General features: G+C 58.8%; 14 protein-coding genes. 7 read left to right on the top strand and 7 right to left on the bottom strand.

What is annotated here, in order from left to right; genetic code table 11:
- Positions 1-33: 33 nt before the first annotated feature.
- Positions 34-804: a DUF8198 family protein gene (locus GRX64_RS00955; protein ID WP_166263309.1), complete on the bottom strand. Its 771-nt coding sequence runs from the start codon at positions 802-804 to the stop codon at positions 34-36.
- A 75-nt stretch (positions 805-879) separates the two neighbouring features.
- Entirely contained in the window at positions 880-1,803 is a 924-nt protein-coding gene (locus GRX64_RS00950; RefSeq protein WP_166263308.1) for an alpha/beta fold hydrolase, read from the bottom strand.
- Between the two features lie 314 nt (positions 1,804-2,117).
- On the opposite strand from GRX64_RS00950, the gene GRX64_RS00945 reads away from it, so the two are divergent.
- The 4 genes from GRX64_RS00945 (at position 2,118) to GRX64_RS00930 (ending at position 8,909) form a co-directional block, all read left to right on the top strand.
- Positions 2,118-3,503, top strand: coding sequence for a WSD1 family O-acyltransferase (locus GRX64_RS00945; protein WP_166263307.1), 1,386 nt, complete (start codon positions 2,118-2,120; stop codon positions 3,501-3,503).
- 254 nt (positions 3,504-3,757) lie between these two features.
- Complete coding sequence (locus GRX64_RS00940; protein ID WP_166263306.1) at positions 3,758-4,870, top strand: porin; 1,113 nt, start codon at positions 3,758-3,760, stop codon at positions 4,868-4,870.
- Between the two features lie 264 nt (positions 4,871-5,134).
- A complete protein-coding gene (gene nosP, locus GRX64_RS00935; RefSeq protein ID WP_166263450.1) occupies positions 5,135-6,295 on the top strand; it encodes a nitric oxide-sensing protein NosP in 1,161 nt (386 codons plus the stop codon).
- A 10-nt stretch (positions 6,296-6,305) separates the two neighbouring features.
- On the top strand, positions 6,306-8,909 hold the full coding sequence (locus tag GRX64_RS00930) for a hybrid sensor histidine kinase/response regulator (RefSeq protein WP_166263449.1): 2,604 nt from the start codon (positions 6,306-6,308) through the stop codon (positions 8,907-8,909).
- A gap of 6 nt (positions 8,910-8,915) precedes the next feature.
- Here GRX64_RS00930 and GRX64_RS00925 read toward each other — a convergent pair whose 3' ends face one another.
- The gene (locus GRX64_RS00925) at positions 8,916-9,635 is read right to left on the bottom strand and encodes a response regulator (protein ID WP_166263305.1); all 720 of its coding nucleotides are present in this window, start codon (positions 9,633-9,635) and stop codon (positions 8,916-8,918) included.
- 558 nt (positions 9,636-10,193) lie between these two features.
- Between GRX64_RS00925 and GRX64_RS00920 the strand changes: the two genes are divergently transcribed.
- The 3 genes from GRX64_RS00920 to GRX64_RS00910 are packed head-to-tail and all read left to right on the top strand — an operon-like array spanning position 10,194 to position 12,557.
- The gene (locus tag GRX64_RS00920; RefSeq protein WP_207308683.1) at positions 10,194-11,132 is read left to right on the top strand and encodes an ABC transporter substrate-binding protein; all 939 of its coding nucleotides are present in this window, start codon (positions 10,194-10,196) and stop codon (positions 11,130-11,132) included.
- A complete protein-coding gene (locus tag GRX64_RS00915) occupies positions 11,129-11,890 on the top strand; it encodes an ABC transporter permease (protein WP_166263303.1) in 762 nt (253 codons plus the stop codon). Before GRX64_RS00920 ends, GRX64_RS00915 begins: the two co-directional genes overlap by 4 nt.
- Positions 11,883-12,557, top strand: coding sequence for an ABC transporter ATP-binding protein (locus GRX64_RS00910; RefSeq protein WP_166263302.1), 675 nt, complete (start codon positions 11,883-11,885; stop codon positions 12,555-12,557). Before GRX64_RS00915 ends, GRX64_RS00910 begins: the two co-directional genes overlap by 8 nt.
- Positions 12,558-12,618: 61 nt before the next feature.
- Here the strand turns inward: GRX64_RS00910 and GRX64_RS00905 are convergent, their stop codons facing one another.
- The 4 genes from GRX64_RS00905 to GRX64_RS00890 form a co-directional block, all read right to left on the bottom strand.
- Positions 12,619-13,419 carry an ABC transporter permease gene (locus GRX64_RS00905; protein WP_166263301.1) on the bottom strand — a complete coding sequence of 267 codons (801 nt, stop codon included), beginning with the start codon at positions 13,417-13,419 and terminating at the stop codon, positions 12,619-12,621.
- Positions 13,416-14,144: an ABC transporter ATP-binding protein gene (locus GRX64_RS00900; protein WP_166263300.1), complete on the bottom strand. Its 729-nt coding sequence runs from the start codon at positions 14,142-14,144 to the stop codon at positions 13,416-13,418. Before GRX64_RS00900 ends, GRX64_RS00905 begins: the two co-directional genes overlap by 4 nt.
- A gap of 8 nt (positions 14,145-14,152) precedes the next feature.
- Positions 14,153-15,127 carry a YVTN family beta-propeller repeat protein gene (locus tag GRX64_RS00895; protein WP_166263299.1) on the bottom strand — a complete coding sequence of 325 codons (975 nt, stop codon included), beginning with the start codon at positions 15,125-15,127 and terminating at the stop codon, positions 14,153-14,155.
- Positions 15,128-15,196: 69 nt separating this feature from the next.
- Positions 15,197-16,363, bottom strand: a complete 1,167-nt coding sequence (locus GRX64_RS00890; RefSeq protein ID WP_166263298.1) for an ABC transporter substrate-binding protein — start codon at positions 16,361-16,363, stop codon at positions 15,197-15,199.
- Positions 16,364-16,457 lie beyond the last annotated feature (94 nt).

Genomic DNA, 16,457 nt, shown 5'->3' with positions numbered 1-16,457 from the left:
AATGAACCAGGCGGAACACTGGCCAGCTTTCAGTCAAACCACATTGGCGTGCCGGGCCAGGCTGGGTGCCACCCGGAATGGCTGAGGGTGTACTGCCAGTATCTGATCCAGCACCCGGGTCTCCCGTGCAACCACCTCATTAATCAGCGTGTCCACCCGGTCCATGGTCTGAAAGGCCTGAAAGCCGCGGTGTAAAAATGAGTGCAAGTCCTCCAGCCCGGCCATGTCGGCGGGGCCTCGGCTCATGCCCAGCAGCCAGCCCAGACTGCGGTTTTTGACGTAGCGATTCAACTGACGCCCGACGTCGGCTACCAGGTCAATTTGTCGCTGTCGCTGGGGCCGGCTGTCACTGTCGCGAAAGGCCTCGCAGTACTGACTGTCGGTGAGGGTGTCGGGGTTTACGTCGTGATCCTGCAACGTTTCAAGCAGGCATAGGTCCAGGTATTGGGTGCTGTGGTTGAGCTCCACCAGGCCTGCAAATGTGTCCAGCAGTGTATCCGGTAGCCACTTCACCATTTTCGGGAAGATGCGATCGATATCGTCGTCCCGGCGGGAAATGCTTTCAGGTGCGTACAGGTCGGTCAACAGGAATACCAGGCCATCCCGATAGCCTGGGTGGTTGAACAGGTCCTCGTGGGTCGCTTTCAGGCGCTCGGCTTGCCACCGAGCCAGTGTCGGGAGCCATCGGGCAATCGGATGCTGTGCCTTGGCGTTGCGAAAATCGTGATAGGCCAGCAGGTGCCGTTGCAAACGCTGCGCGCTCTCGGAATGAACGGACGTTGTTGTCAGGCGCTCACGGTACATGAGAGGCCGGCCTCCGGTATTCGGTGTGTGAAGTGCCGAGTTTACCGGACTGAGGGTCGGAATGTCAGCGCCGGTTCAGCCCTGCACAATCACCGGCAGAGTCTCAAAACCGGGTATCCACTCCTGACTGTCCAGGGTGATGAAGTGACTGGGTGCCTCGGTTTCTATGATCCGCATGGTGGTGGGACTCTGGCGCGCACTGGCCAGCATCGCCGTACGGTCAAGAATCCGGTCCACCTGGGGTATCAGGAAGGTGCCGTGGCGAACATGGTCAAAGACACTGGTTTCGGTCTGCGACATCCAGGCCATCAGGTTCTCAATGTTGCGGACAATGGTGAGGTGATCCTGGGTTGCCGAGAACATTTTGCTGAGCAACTGCTTCTTGCGCGGGTTCATCTTGCCGAAGAAGGTCTGGCCATAAGCGGAAGACGGGGCGCTGTTAATCAGTCGAATGAGCCAAGGCCACATACCGTGACTGACGGGCTCCAGTAATGTGGTCACCAGGGCATGCAGTTTGGCCTGAGGCAATACTGGCGCCTCCAGCACAATTTCAACATTTTCAAATAGCTCGGGGTGTTGGGATACCGCTTCCAGAATCACGGCGCCACCACGGGAATGGCCGTGAATACGAATGTTTTCAGTGGTCGGCAGATTTTGCAGGGCCTGATTAAGAATGCAGGCGTCATACTCAATGGTCGCCTCCACGTGTTTGATAGCCACTTCCCACTCTGGCGTTTCGGGTGTGACACCGTTGACCGGGATATGGTAATTGCTACAGGTCAGCAGGATGAGCTGTGTGGTTGGGGACTCATAGGCCTGGGTAAAGTAGCAGTGGTTTTCAAGAAAGCCATGGACACCAATAACCGTCTGCCGGGCCTCGCCGCTGTGGTTGCGCACAGAGACAGCCCCGCGCCCGACGCGGTATACGCGCCCGGAAAACATTTCCGAATAGGCGCTGTCGATTGGCTTTATCAGCTTGCGGACATGGCTCGCTTTCATGACTGCTCTCCCATTGGCACTGTGTCTGCTTTGTCGTTTATTTGTTGGTGCAGTGCCTGCCTTTGTATCTGTTCAAGCTGGCGATTGTATTGGCGCCGGGGGCACGGTCTTTGCCTCATTGCAGCCAGTTTTAAAACTCTATTTTTTAAGAATGATCGCGAATACAGCTTGTTAGATCAGTATAAGGGGGGAGGATTGCATCTGTGTAATTTTTTGTAACGCCGATCGTGTGGAGCCTTCCGTGCATGTCTGGCACAATGCGTGGTTGCTTTTCCGTTCTTATACGTCATCACCTAGGTTGGGGTAGTTAGGCCTTGAGTCACGAGGAATCGAGTTTACTGTTGCCTGTGGATTCGGCCTGGTTGTCACTGGAGCGGCCCAACAATCCGATGACCATTACGGTGCTGATGCGGGTCGAGTCCCTGACAGCGGACCGCCTGGCGGAGTTTCTGGCCACCTATTGGCTGGCCTGGGAGCGCTTTCGGTTAATGCCTGTCTGGCGGGCACCTGGCTGGCGCTGGGAGCCTGATCCTACCTTTGCTTTGCACCACCATGTTGAAACCGTCACCGAACCAATGGATGAGGCACAGTTGCAGGCCTGGGTATCAGCCCGCCTGAACCAACCCTTGCCGGAATACCGGCCGCGCTGGAAGTTCTGGCTGCTACCGGAAGCGGAAGGTGGCGCGGCGCTGCTGCTTCGAATTCACCATTGTTACGGCGACGGCCTGTCGCTGATGGGGGTGTTTGACCGGATCTGCACGCCGTCGCCACAGCAACACCCGATCCTTTATGGCGCCCGGGAAAATGGTGATATGCGGCGCTGGGCACAGGCCGCACAGGCCTGGTTCCGGTCCTTGCAGGCCAAGGATGCCGACGCCTGCAGTGGGGCAGTCGAGGACTTGTCAAAAGCGCCCCTATCGAACCCTATCGAACGGGCGGCGATGACAGGGTTGAAACTGGTTAACGAACTCAGCCAATTCCTGATCGAACCCGACGATACGCCTTCACCCTTGAAAGTGCCTCTGCTGGGGCGCCGCGTTTGCCGATGGTCCCGGCCCCTTGCCCTGGCGGCCTTTCGAAGCACCGCCAAGGAAACCGGCTGCACTATTAACGATGTGTTGCTGGCCTGTGTTGCCGGCGCGGTCAGGCAGCACTTGGTCTCGACCGGCATGGAATTGGCGGAGTCGATCCTGCACGCGGCGGTACCAGTCGATATTCGCGGCCGGCTGCCCGAAGGCATCGAGCCCGCCCCGGGCACGTTGGGTAATTATTTCGGTACGGTGTTTGTGCCCTTGCCGGTGGACGGCGACAGTCCGCTGGAGCGACTTTACCGGGTCAAACATGAAACACGAAAGCTCAAACAAAGCTGGCAGCCGGGTATTGCCTGGGGCCTGACCAGCGGCGCCAGCTTGCTCCCGTGTGGTTGGCGAGACTCACTCACCGACACACTGTGCAAGAAAGCCAGCGCCGTGGTGTCCAACGTGCCGGGCACGGCAGAGCCACGCTACCTTGCCGGCTGCCGCATACTGGAGCAGATGTGCTGGGTGCCACAGGCCGGTGATATCGGGCTCGGCATCAGCATCGTCAGTTACGCCGGCCACGTGCAGTTCGGAGTTGTAGCCGACGAAGCCGTCATGCCAGACCCTGCCACCTTCCTGGCTGCCTGCCTGCAGGCGCTCAATCAGTTCACTGCCGGCTAACCGGAGCCTGGCGGCCAGTCTAAATGGCTGATTCTCGATGGTGAGGCGGTGAGTCTTACTCCCTAAGTGTCGGTTTCATAGCCTCCTAAATGAGCACAGAACCGCCCCCCTTGGCGCATTCCGCCGTCATCGTGCTTGTCCGATCATATTTGTTGGGCCTGCTGTGTAGGTCTGGTTTAGCCAGGATTTCAGATTCCATGGAATCTGAGCGCTCAACCTGATGATCGAGAACACAACTAAATTCCGGGGGAATTATGAACAACAAAAAATTCAAGCTGTCTGGACTGGCCGTAGCGCTGGCCGCTATGACGGGTATGAGCGCCAGTACCCAAGCGGCGGTCGAACTCTATAACGACGAAGGCACCACCTTTTCAGTCGACGGTTACTTCAACGCTTTTTACGTCAATCGTGACGACAAACTAAATGATGTCACCAACTCTGACGTCAAAATGGGTTTTCTGCCCAACACCATTGGCTTCAATTTCAGCAAGCAGGTGGGCGATCTGACTATGGGTGGCCGTTCTTCGTTCTGGACGACCATCAATGACGCACTGGGAGAGGCCCCAGGATCCGCCACTGATACCCAGATCGACGTACGTCAGTTCTATGCCACCGTTGATGGCAACTTTGGCCAGGTGTTGATTGGTAAAGACTTCGGACTGTATTCCCGGTCCAACATTTTCCTGGATGAAATCCTAATGGGCTTCGGCTCGCCGGGCCTGCCCGGTGGCGTGTCTTTCGGCAATATTCGCGCCGGCTATGAATACCCCACGCCTTCTGCCCAGATTACTTATCGCTCGCCTGACATGAGCGGTTTGAAAGTGGCCGCTGGTATTTTCGAGCCGGCAAACACCACACCCGGAGCCGGGTCTGAGCAATCAGCGCCGCGGTTTGAAGCTGAAGTGACTTACAGCGCTGACTTGGGCGGCGTGGCTCTGACCGGGTGGGTTAATGGGCGCTCACAAAAGTCTGAAAGTACTACCGCCTCCGTCGATTCGACTGCGGTGGGTTATGGTCTGAAAGCGTCAATGGCAGGTCTGTCGCTGGCGGCGTCCGGTTACACGTCGGATGGCAACAACCCGGTCCTGATTGTCAACGCGGCTGCGGCTGAAGAAAAGTCCGACGGCTTCCTGGTCCAGGGCTCCTATACCCTTGGCGCGAACCGTTTTGTGCTGTCCTACGGCGAAACCGACGCGCTGGACACGGGTGATTTTGAATCCGAGAGCACTTCGGTTGCTCTGTTCCATGACGTGAATAGCAATTTCAAGTTGGTGGCTGAGTACAACATGTTCGAAACCACCAATACCGCCGGTGCGACCACAACGGATGCCGATACCATCGCATTGGGTGCTGTTGTAACCTTCTGAGTTTAGAGAAATCGGCACTGTGGGCAGGATGGCTTGCAGTGCCAACGATCATCAGGCACCGACCACGTTTATATGAGCCAAGACTAAAGTACTGCTTTGAGCCATGATGTTTATCATGGATCTTTGGGGTATCAATATGGAGCCTTTAAATCAATGGCTTACGACAGTTTTGGCGCGCCAATCAAAAGCACTGAAGTCGCATTGGCCCGGCAGCGGGAAGACGTACAATCAATAGTACCTCTGCCAAAGCCGGAATCCGTGGTAATGAACCCTGCAACCACACAGTCAGCCGTACGGGTGGCCAGTTCCAATGTCCGCGACCCGATGTTGGCAGCCACCACTCTGGCCCGCCAATTGAATCACGACAACCTCGGTTGTGTGCTGTTTTTCTGTTCCGCTGAATACGATCTGGGCCGGCTGGGTATCGCCCTGGAACATGTCTTTGCGGGTATCCGTATTTGTGGCTGCACATCGGCAGGGGAGATCACGCCCCAAGGGTACGATCGCGGCAGCATCACGGCGATCGGTTTTGACCGACGGTATTTCGCCATTGAGTGCGGCCTGATCAGTGAACTTGAGAGTTTTGGTCTGCAGGATGCCCAGGAGCTGATTGACGGGTTGCTCACCACTTGCCGGCAAGCCCGGGTGGCGCCGATCAAAAACAACACCTTTGCCATCACCTTGCTGGACGGTCTGTCCAGCCGTGAAGAGTTGGTGCTCACCACGCTCAACGCCGCCCTGGGAACAATCCCGCATTTCGGCGGTTCGGCGGGGGATGACGAACGCCTGGCCAATACCCACGTCTTCTTTAATGGCACCTTTCACACCAGCGCCGCCACCGTGTTGCTGGTGAATACCTCGCTAGATTTTCGCGTTTTCTCGACCCATCACATGGAAGAGCGGAACGAAAAACTGGTGGTGACCGCCGCCGACAGCGACAGCCGCACCGTATACGAGCTGAATGCCGAACCCGCGGCCGAGGCCTATGCCCGAGCGGCGGGTGTGGCGTTCGCCGATTTGGACCGCAAAACCTTCGCGCTCCGCCCGATGGCCGTTAAAATTGGCGAGCACTATTTTGTTCGCTCCGTCCAGCGTGTCAATGCGGACAAAAGCCTGACTTTTTATTGTGCGGTGGAAACCGGCATCGTGATGACCGCGATGCAGCCGGGGCCGCTGCTGGACAATCTGCGCCAACAATTGGAGGACGCTGAAAACCACGTAGGCCCGCCGCTGCTGACCATTGGCTGTGATTGTTTTTTGCGGCGTCTGGAGGCCGAATTGACCGGTGTGTTCGATGAAACCTCGCAATTTCTCCAGCACCACCGGGTGATTGGATTTAACACCTACGGTGAACAATTCGAGGGCATGCACATCAATCAGACGTTTACGGGGGTGGTGATTGGCCAACCTAGTATCCGTTCCTGACTCGTCCGCCATGGACGAGCGAGACCCTCGAGACGAGCGTATCGAAGCTCTGGAATTGGAGAACGCCCGCCTGCGCAGCATTCGGGATGCACTGATTACCCGGGTTGAGGCCAGTCCGGATCACAAACCACAACCGTATGCGGCGTTTGAACACTCGGTGATTCTGGCCGAGCAGGTGCGCGAGCGCACCGAGGCGCTGAACATTGCGATGGGCGACCTGAAGTCCAGTAACAAAGCGTTGAGCAAAGCGCGCAACGAAGCTGAAACGACCCGCCTGCGCCTGATCGATGCCATCGAAAGCATTGCCGACGGTTTCGTCCTGTTTGATCACCAACACCGCCTGATTCAGACCAACAGCCGGTTTCGGAGCTACTGGAGCACCGCCGGTGAAGCCATCGATCCCGGCACCTCCATTTCGGACGTAAAGGCGCGGGCGTTCACCAGCGGGCTGATTGTTGAAGAGCACAACGACCCGGCATCTGAGGGCTCGGTGTTTCTGCTGTCGAATGGCCGCTGGGTGCAAATGACGGAGCGTCCCACCCGGGAAGGTGGCCTGGTGGTGTTGTACTCGGACATCACCGATATAAAAAACAGTGAAACCGCCCGACGCGAGCAGGCGCTGGCTGAAAAATCCAGGCTGTTACAGACCACGGTCGACAACCTGTCCCAGGGCGTGGTGTTGGTCAATGGCGGCGGGTATCCGGAAATCTGGAACGACCGGTTCCTGAGTCTTACCGGATTGAGCAGGGCGTTGGTCGCCACCGATCGGGTTCTCACCCAACTGATGACCACCTCGGATGTGCCGCTCCTCACACCCACCTCGTTGTCGCCGGGTAAGCCCCAGGATGGGGAACAGATTCATCACCGGCCGGACGGCTCGGTCATCGAGATCAAGACCCACCCAATGCCCGACGGCGGGTTTGTGAACACTTACACGGATATCACCGAGCAGTACCGCTACGCCGAGACACTGAAAGAAAGTGAACGTTGGGTGCGAGTGGTCACCGACCACGTGCCCGCACTGATTGCCTATGTGGGTGCGGATCTTACCGTGCAGTTCTGCAACAAAGTGTATGAAGCCTGGTACGGCACGGATTATGAATCCGTGCTGGGTAGCAGTCTGGCCGATATCCACGAGCCAGCGCTGTATGCCCGGTTGTTACCGCGGATGCTGGAAGCGCTGGCCGGTAAGAGCGTGACGTTCGAATTTGAAGAGACCAATGCCCTGGGTGAAGAGCGCTACATGCTGCGTTCTTATGTGCCGAATACCGATTCCCAGGGCGCGGTCGTGGGCTTCTTTGTCATGGTGCGTGACATTACCGATCGGCGACGCACGGCCCTGGCGCTGCAACAGGCTTACGACAATCTCGAACGTCGGGTAACCGAGCGGACGTCCGCGTTGACCGATCTCAACGACCAGCTGCGCCAGGAAATCGACGAGCGTGCAGCGGTCGAGGCACGCATGCGAGAAGCCAAGCTGGAGGCCGAGCGGGCGAACCTGTCGAAAACCAAGTTTCTGGCGGCGGTCAGCCACGATTTGTTGCAGCCGCTCAACGCTGCGCGGCTGTTCACCAGCTCGCTACTGGAACAGTCTTTTGGTCCCAAGGCCGAGAGTCTCGTGCGCTCGGTCAGCACGTCACTGGACGATGTCGAAAATCTGTTGGGCACACTGGTCGATATTTCCAAGCTTGATGCCGGAGTCATCAAGCCCGATGTCACCGCATTCGATCTGCGTGACCTGCTCAACAACATTGCCCGGGAATTTCGCCAAATGGCGTCGGCGGAAGGCCTGGAGTTGGCTTTCATACCCTGTTCGGCGGTCGTCGAGTCGGACTCGCAGTTGTTGGCCAGAATTCTGCGCAATTTCCTGACCAATGCGATCCGCTATACCGGAAAGGGTCGCATTGTGTTGGGCTGCCGACGTCTTCCGGGGCGGATACTGATGCAGGTTTGGGACACCGGTCCCGGTATTCCGCAAGATAAGCTGGCTGAGATATTTCTCGAATTCAAGCGCATTCGCCCCGCCGGTTCACCGCCGGACAAGGGGCTGGGACTGGGGTTGGCCATTGTCGATAAAATAGCCCGCATGCTGGGCCATCCGGTCACGGTTGATTCGATCGAAGGTAAAGGTTCGGTGTTTGCGGTCGAGGTTCCGCTGGGTGTGCTGAAGACTCAGCGGCCGCAGCAGGGCGTCGCAATGACGCCCAAACACCAATACGACCTGCAGGGTGCGCGAATCTGGGTGGTGGACAATGACCGGTCGATTTGCAGTGGTATGCAGACTCTGCTGGAGGGCTGGGGGTGCGAGGTGGTGACGGCGGTGTCGCTGGCGGATCTGGAGGCTCAGGTGGAGCTGGCTTCGACCGATGTGGAAGTGATTCTGGCCGACTATCACCTGGACAATGATGAGAATGGCGTCGACGTGGTTACCGCCATCAATCGTCAGCGCCCGCAACCGTTACCGGTGCTGATGATCACTGCGAATTACAGCAATGAGTTGAAGCGCCACATCCGCGGGCAGGGCTACGTCCTGATGAACAAACCCGTCAAACCACTGAAGTTGCGCAGTGCGCTGAACCATATGTTGCAGCGCGATCGAACGGCCGAAAGCTGAGCGGATTCAGCGCCGCAGATACTGGCTGAAGTCCACGTCACTGGCTGACAGGATGGCCTGAACCCGGTTGTGCACATTGAGTTTCCGCAAGATTGCCGAAACGTGCGCCTTCACGGTGGTCTCCGCAATGCTCAGGTGGTAGGCAATCTGCTTGTTTGACTCACCCTTGGACATACGTTCCAGCACCAGCAACTGACGCCGTGTCAACGAATTCAGCAGCTCGGGCGATATCGGATCGTCTTCATTGCGGTGGCGGCGCTGGGTGCTGTCCTTGCCGGTACGAATAATATCCGGTGGCAGATACACGTTGCCGTTGAGAATTTGCTGAATGGCCTCGGTCATCTGGGACCGTGCCGAGGATTTGGTGATAAAACCGATGGCGCCGTAGGTGATCGCCTGCAGCACCACTTGTTTGTCCTCTTCCGCGGAGACAATGACGACCGGGATCGTGGGTGCCTCATTGCGCAGGGAAATCAACCCATTGAGGCCATGCATGCCGGGCATATTGAGGTCGAGAAGAATCAAGTCCAGGTCGTCGTTTTGCTGCGTAATCGCCAGGGCACTGTCCAGATCGGCCGTTTCAAACACTTCACTGCCGGCAAAGCCGGATTCGATAACACTCGTTATGGCTTCCCGGAACAGCGGGTGGTCGTCGGCAATCAGGATTTTATAGACCGGATCACTCACAGGCGTTGGTGCGCTTGCTGCGGCATTCGCAATGGACATGGAGGGCCTCACTCAGTAACAAAATGGACGTTAGATTGATTCGACAAGGCCAGCGGCGGTTGTCGGTCAGCTCGCGCTCTTCCATGTAGCAATAGGATCATTTTAGTTGATCTGTTTATAATCCGCTTAGTCAAATTGACGGGCCTTGTGTTCCTGGTGGCCGGCCATTCCGGGTAGCGCCCGCTTGTCGCGCGCCAGACACTCTCAGCGCCAAGGCGCAGGGTTTGTTTTACCAAGGTGGCGGCCAGATAACATCGATGTCTGAGGGTTTCGTCGGCATTGGCGACGAATGTCATGGCGTGAAGCGATGCGGAATGCGGCAGCGACGGCAGGCTGATGAGCGGCCTGAACATTATAGGTAGCCTCAGATTATTATTGTGATGGTTGCATTACACGCGATGTAGCGCTTCAGTTGAATGAGACCATCGCAGCAAAAAAGAAGCACTAAAGTACTATTCTTGTGGGCCGTTGGGCTTCGTATCGTAGGGCATGATGTCATCGTTGCTCACAGTTATGCGTATTCCCAGACGCTCTGCCATAGTTCTGCTGGTCGTGCTTATGCTTCCCCTGACGTCGGTATGGCCGGCGGCCAAAGGCCCGGGCATGCACGACATGCCCGCCGTCACGGTGAGTGTGCTTCAATTCGGGACCGCGCACTGGCAACTGGCTCATATCCAGCGTCGTGGTATCGATCAGCGCCACGGTTTTAAGCTCGAGGTCAAATTGGTGGCCAATCTGGGCGCCTCGCGCCTGGCAGTGTCCAGCGCCAGTGTGGATGGCGCCGTTGCCGATTTACTTTGGACCCAGCACCGCTATGAGGCAGGCACGCCTTATCTGTATTTACCGTTTTCCTCCCAAATTGGCGATATCCTGGTCGCCGACACCAGCCCTGTGCGCACCCTGGCCGATTTGGTCGGCCGCCGGATCGGCGTCGCGGGCGGACCAGACAGCAAGGGTTGGGTGTTGCTCCAGGAAGTGGCCAAAGCGCAGGGCATCGAGCTGGCCGGACAGACTTCGGTGCAGTATGCGGCGCCCCCTTTGTTGAGTCAGGCCCTGAAGCGCGAACAGGTGGAGGTGCTGATAACCTACTGGCATTTCGCCGCAAAGCTGAAGGCCGAGGGGGGGTATCGGTCGTTGATCCGGATGTCGGACTTGCTGGCAGCGTTGGAACTCGACCGCGACCTGCCGGTGTTGGGGTACGTGTTTCGGGCAGACTGGGCGATGGCACACCGCGACCTGGTCACACGGTTTGATCAGGCCCTGATGCAGGCCCAGGCGGAACTGGGCGAGTCTGCGGAGGCCTGGTTGCCACTTCGGCCGCTGATGCGAGCTGACGACGACGCGGTGTTTGAGGCCCTGCGCTCCGGCTTTGTGGCCGGCATGCCGAAACCGCTGGGCAGCGCCCGAATCGCCGACCTGCAGCAGTTGTTGGTACTGACCGGTACCGACCGCGAGTCCGTACTGCCGGTGTCACTATTTTTTCAACCCCAGCCATGAAGCCTGCGCGCTGGACCTATTGGGTCATGCTGCCATTGGCGCTGGTGTTTTGGGCCATCCTGGCCCGCATTCTTGATACTGCGCTATTGCCCGGCCCGGCAACGGTCTTTGAAACGCTCATCGCAGCGGCTCAGAGCGGTGAGCTGGGGCATCACCTCGGCGTGACCCTGCGCCGGGTGCTGATCAGCTTTGTGCTGGCCATGGTCCTGGGGGTGGTGCTCGGCGTCTGGATGGGCCGGTCACTGCTGGCCAATGCCTTGCTGGACCCTCTGCTGGTGCTGTTTCTCAACTTGCCCGCGTTGGTCGTCATCATCCTGTTGTATGTCTGGTTCGGGCTGGTGGAGACGGCGGCGGTCATGGCCGTGGTGATCAACAAGGTGCCCAATGTGGCCGTGACGGTGCGCGAAGGGGCGCGCAGTCTGGACCCCCAACTTGAGCAAATGGCCCGGGTCTACCAGTTCACTGACTGGCAACGGGTAGTGCATGTCTGGGGACCACAGCTGTTTCCCTATTTGATGGCGGCGACCCGGGGTGGCCTGGCGTTGATCTGGAAAATCGTGCTGGTGGTGGAACTGCTGGGTCGGTCTGACGGTATTGGTTTTCAGCTCCATCTCGCCTTTCAGGTTTTCGATGTCGCCAGCATCCTGGCCCACAGTCTGGCCTTTGTCGGCGTTGTGCAACTGATTGAGCTGGTGGTGCTGCAACCGATGGAACGGCGGGCATCGCGCTGGCGGACGGCGGGGGTGACGCATGCTTGAACTGCGACTGAGCGATCACCGTCAACGCCACTCGGTATTGGGTGATATCGACGTAACCATTGCCGCCGGTGACCGTATTTGTCTGCTGGGGCCGTCCGGCGTCGGCAAAACGACGCTGCTCAATACCCTGGCCGGATTGGATCCCCGGCTGTCCAAAGGCGCAATAGCCAGCCGTGACGACCTGCGCGTGGGCTACCTGTTCCAGGAACACCGGCTATTGCCCTGGCGGACGGTACAACAAAACCTGGCCCTGGTCGGGGCAACCCCGGAGGCGGTGACGCGGTCAATGGTCGACGTGGGGTTGTCGGGTTACGAACAGTACCTGCCGAATCAACTGTCCACCGGCATGGCGCGTCGGGCCGCATTGGCCCGGTGCCTCGCGATCAGCCCCGACTTGTTACTGCTGGACGAGCCGTTTGCGTCGCTGGACCCGGATCGGGCCCATGAGTTACGGAGCCTGATTCTGGCCTTGCTTGACGCCCACCCCGCCATGGCGATGATTTGCGTCACCCATGACCCGAAGGATGCCGATTACCTGGCCAACCGGCTGTGGTACCTGGCAGGGCGTCCCGCACAACTGCAGTGGGATGGCACACTACGGTCGGACGCTTCGGCCGAGTCCATCACCGGTCGTCTGCGCCAAGAGGCGCGCACCGAAACGGTGTGAGCCGACGGTGTGCAATCTCACAAACGCCGCCTGCGGGGCGGCGTTTTGCATGGCGACGGGATCAGGCTACGCCGGGTAAGATTTTGGTGCGCTGGGGTCGGAAGCCGGCCGTGGCCAGGCTTGCCAGCACCAGGGTGACCGCGAGCGTGATGCCGAACGCGGCCGGGTTCCACTGCAAGTACAGGGCAAACCGGATGGCTTCAACGGCGTGGGTGAAAGGGTTGATCTGGCACAGCCAATACAGCCACGGGCTGGCTTCCTGCATTTTCCACAGGGGGTACAGCGCCGAGGACAGGAAAAACATCGGGAAAATGACGAAATTCATCACGCCGGCAAAGTTTTCCAGCTGTTTCACCCAGGTCGCAATCAGCAGGCCCAGTGCGCCCAGCATGAGCGACGTCAGCATCAGGGCCGGCAGCACCGCAAGGTAACCCAGTGTCGGTGGCTCGATGTCAAACAGCCGGGCCACCAGCAGGAAAATGTAGACTTGTCCGATTGATACCAGACCCATGGACAGCAGTTTGGTAATCAGCAGAAACGGTCGTGGCAGTGGGCTCATCAGCAATACCCGCATACTGCCCAGTTCCCGGTCGTACACCATCGACAGCGCGCCTTGCATGCTGTTGAACAGCACGATCATGCCGCACAGGCCGGGCGCAATGTAGGTTTCGTAGGTAATGTAGGTTTGGTAGGGCGGGATGATGGACACTCCCAGGACCGCACGGAAGCCGGCCGCGAACACCGCCAGCCACAGCAGCGGGCGCACCAGCGCACTGAAAAACCGGGTGCGCTGTTGCCAGAACCGCAGCCATTCGCGGGATTGGATGCCAACAAAGCAGTGCCAGTAGTGGGCGGCTTTCATGATTGTCCTGCTCCTGTCAGCGCGTGAAAGGTCTCGGCAATGCCGTCTCGGTCGGCCGCCTCCGAGAGATCGCGGCCCTCACCATTAGCTCGCAAAGAACCCCGGTGGAGGATCAGTACCCGGTCGTCGGGCTGGACTTCCTCGATCAGGTGGGTGGCCCACAACACCGTCAGGCCGTCCTCGGCGCACAGGTGGCGAACATGCTCGTTGAGGGTCTGGCGGCTTGCCACGTCGAGCCCGACAGTGGGTTCGTCCAGCAACAGGAGGCTGGGTTGATGGAGCAGGGCGCGGGCGATTTCCACCCGACGGCGATGGCCGCCGTTGAGCTTTCGGACCGGATCGTCGGCCCGCTCCGACAGGTTGAATCGCGCCAGCTCGCGGTCACTGCGCGCGCGCGCTTCGCGGCGAGACAGGCCGTGCAAGGCGGCATGGTAAAGCAGGTTCTGCTGCACGGTCAGGTCCAGGTCGAGGGCGTTTTGCTGGAACACCACCCCCATCTCGCGCATCGCCGCTGCCGGTTGTTTGCGCAGGGACTGCCCCGCCATCATCAACTCGCCGGACTGCAGTGCCAGCAGTCGTGTCATCAGACCGAACAGGGTGGATTTGCCGGCTCCGTTGGGTCCGAGCAGAGCATGGAAGCGCCCCCTGACCAGGCTGAAACTGACGTCTTTGAGAACCGGCGTCCGGCCATAACGGAAATGAATGTCACGGGCTTCAATGGACATGTCAGACCTCAGGGTGAAGGCGCGATAACCACGCCCCAGGGATAGCGACCGACTTTGATGGACTTGATCACCTTGCGGTCGGCCACGTCGATCACCGAGACATCGCCACTGACGCCGTTGGTGGTCAGTAGTTGGGACTCGTCCTCGTTCAGCTCCAAGTGCCAGACCCGGCTGCCCACCAGCAGGTAATCCAGGATTTCATAGCTCTGCGCATCCACCACCGCCACGTGATTGGCGGGGCCCAGTGCAACAAACGCGAGTTTACCGTCGGAGGTCAGCTCAATACCGACGGGCTGTACTTTGTCCTGATGAACACCGCGGATGCTGAAATCCAGGGTTTTTATCTCAGACAGGCGGTCGACGTCGATGACGTGCACCGTGCCGCCAATTTCCGCCGATGCCCAGGCGGTCTTGTTGTCGTCACTGAATTCGACGTGACGCGGACGCTGGCCGACGACGATGTTTTTCTCGATCTTGAAGGTTTCGGTGTTGATCCAGTGCAGCATGCTGGTGGTCTCACTGCTGCTCACCGCCCAGCGGCCATCGGGACTGACTGCCATGCCCTCGGGTTCGACCCCTACTTCGGTCTGGGCCAGGACTTCCTTGGTCTGTATGTCCACCACCGTCACGATGGCATCGTCTTCATTGGCGATGTAGAGGTGACGATCGTTGGGGTGCAGGGCGAACTGCTCGGGGTCTTCGCCAGAAGGCAGATCATCGATAATCGTCCGGGTCGCGAGATCCAGGATCTGAACGGTATCGTCATCGCTGGCGCAGATGTAGAGCTTGCTGTTGTCCTTTGACAGCAAGATGCCCCTGGGGCGTTGTCCTACGGCAATGGTGTCCACCACCTCCAGGGTATCCATGTCGATGACCGACAGGCTGTTGTCTTTTTCATTGGAAACATAGGCCAGGCTGGCCATGGCCGGGACGGCGGTGAAACTGCAGACGGCACAGAGCGCCAGGGTGCGTATCAAACCCATTGTTGATTCTCCTTGTGGGGGCGCGTGGCTGGCGACGCTGGCGTCACGACCCCCGGTCTTATGTGATAGTCACTTGACGATCCGGCATTGGCTTTCCGGTGCGTCGAAGCCCAGGGTGTCCAGGTCGGTTTTAGGATGGAGGAAACCCTCAATCGGAGTCTGTCCGACCAAAGCCCGCGGGTGAACCAGCGGGATTGGTTGGCGTAACTGGCCGTTCCAGGTGCGAAAACTCAACTGGCGACCCTTAAAACCATCCAACTGCAGCTGATCGGATAGCAGGTAGGTGCGAACGGCTTTCGAGCGGACTTTGGCGGTTCGGGTCACCGCTTCGCCCACGGCCCGCACGCCAAGCCAGGCCGCGTAGTCAATGTCCGTCATATCGCGGTGCGCCAGCCCGGTGAAACGGCGTTGAAGCTGAGCGGCACCCCAGGCTTCCACCACCCGATGCCACGTCACCGGTGTCATGCCCTGGGTGCCGGTGACCGGCCTTGGCAGCCATGTGTTGAATGGTACGTATTCGCCAAAATCACCGCGCACGTCAGCCACCACCACGGCGTCGTAATCGGACGCTTGGGTGAATAGCGGCAATTCACGGGACGCGGTCCGGCGTAAGTCGCCCTCGAACGACCAGGGTTTGTCGGCGATGATCTTGAGGTTGAAGCGTTTGCTGGCCCTGCGGAAGCTGTCCGCCCACTGCTGGTCCTGCTCGGTCGGGCCGGTGATCAGGAAGATTTTTTGCCACCGGCGCGCGCTGAGCCACTGACCCAACGCATCGGTCAGCATGCCGTAGCTGGCAATTGTGTGGAGCACGTTGGGTGCGCAATCGCGTACCCGAAGCGCGTTGTCGCTGGCGCCGGCGTTAAACAGCAGGGCCCGATCGTTCGCCTGGGTCGCCATCTCACGCAGGGTGGTCGCGGGTACGTTCAGAATGAACAGCTCAATGCCCTGATCCATCAGGCCTGCCAACGCCTCCTGAGCGTCGGAGGCAGAGTCTGCCACCACCGACTCGAGCCGGTAGCTATGATTGAGAAATCGCCCGGTGGTGTTGTTGTCCGCCAGCGCCAGTTCGGCGCCCCGCTGGCCGGCGTCGTCCGGTTCGGGAAGAATGTTGGACAGCACCGGGCCTTGGTCCGGTACCCATTGAATGTATCCGATCCGAATGTCGGCACTGAAGCCGGCCGCCGGCAATACCCACCCAAAACACAAAGCGGCGGCGAGTAGGCGAATGTTGGACATGAATTCCTCATTAACAAGATCTATCAACCGAGCTTAGAGAAGGCGCCTGATCCCTGAAATATTCATAAAGTAGGAATTTGGCAGTACCAAAGCA

It is taken from the genome of Marinobacter caseinilyticus (assembly GCF_011074955.1).
GTDB classification, from domain to species: domain Bacteria; phylum Pseudomonadota; class Gammaproteobacteria; order Pseudomonadales; family Oleiphilaceae; genus Marinobacter; species Marinobacter caseinilyticus.
This window is presented reverse-complemented; position numbering and strand designations above follow the sequence as displayed.

Bases quoted from the DNA above. Each gene is read 5' to 3' on its own strand.
- GRX64_RS00955 (WP_166263309.1), bottom strand. From the start codon at position 804: ATGTACCGTGAGCGCCTGACAACAACGTCCGTTCATTCCGAGAGCGCG.
- GRX64_RS00950 (WP_166263308.1), bottom strand. From the start codon at position 1,803: ATGAAAGCGAGCCATGTCCGCAAGCTGATAAAGCCAATCGACAGCGCC.
- GRX64_RS00940 (WP_166263306.1), top strand. From the start codon at position 3,758: ATGAACAACAAAAAATTCAAGCTGTCTGGACTGGCCGTAGCGCTGGCC.
- nosP (WP_166263450.1), top strand. From the start codon at position 5,135: ATGAACCCTGCAACCACACAGTCAGCCGTACGGGTGGCCAGTTCCAAT.
- GRX64_RS00930 (WP_166263449.1), top strand. From the start codon at position 6,306: ATGGACGAGCGAGACCCTCGAGACGAGCGTATCGAAGCTCTGGAATTG.
- GRX64_RS00925 (WP_166263305.1), bottom strand. From the start codon at position 9,635: ATGTCCATTGCGAATGCCGCAGCAAGCGCACCAACGCCTGTGAGTGAT.
- GRX64_RS00920 (WP_207308683.1), top strand. From the start codon at position 10,194: ATGCTTCCCCTGACGTCGGTATGGCCGGCGGCCAAAGGCCCGGGCATG.
- GRX64_RS00915 (WP_166263303.1), top strand. From the start codon at position 11,129: ATGAAGCCTGCGCGCTGGACCTATTGGGTCATGCTGCCATTGGCGCTG.
- GRX64_RS00910 (WP_166263302.1), top strand. From the start codon at position 11,883: ATGCTTGAACTGCGACTGAGCGATCACCGTCAACGCCACTCGGTATTG.
- GRX64_RS00905 (WP_166263301.1), bottom strand. From the start codon at position 13,419: ATGAAAGCCGCCCACTACTGGCACTGCTTTGTTGGCATCCAATCCCGC.
- GRX64_RS00900 (WP_166263300.1), bottom strand. From the start codon at position 14,144: ATGTCCATTGAAGCCCGTGACATTCATTTCCGTTATGGCCGGACGCCG.
- GRX64_RS00895 (WP_166263299.1), bottom strand. From the start codon at position 15,127: ATGGGTTTGATACGCACCCTGGCGCTCTGTGCCGTCTGCAGTTTCACC.
- GRX64_RS00890 (WP_166263298.1), bottom strand. From the start codon at position 16,363: ATGTCCAACATTCGCCTACTCGCCGCCGCTTTGTGTTTTGGGTGGGTA.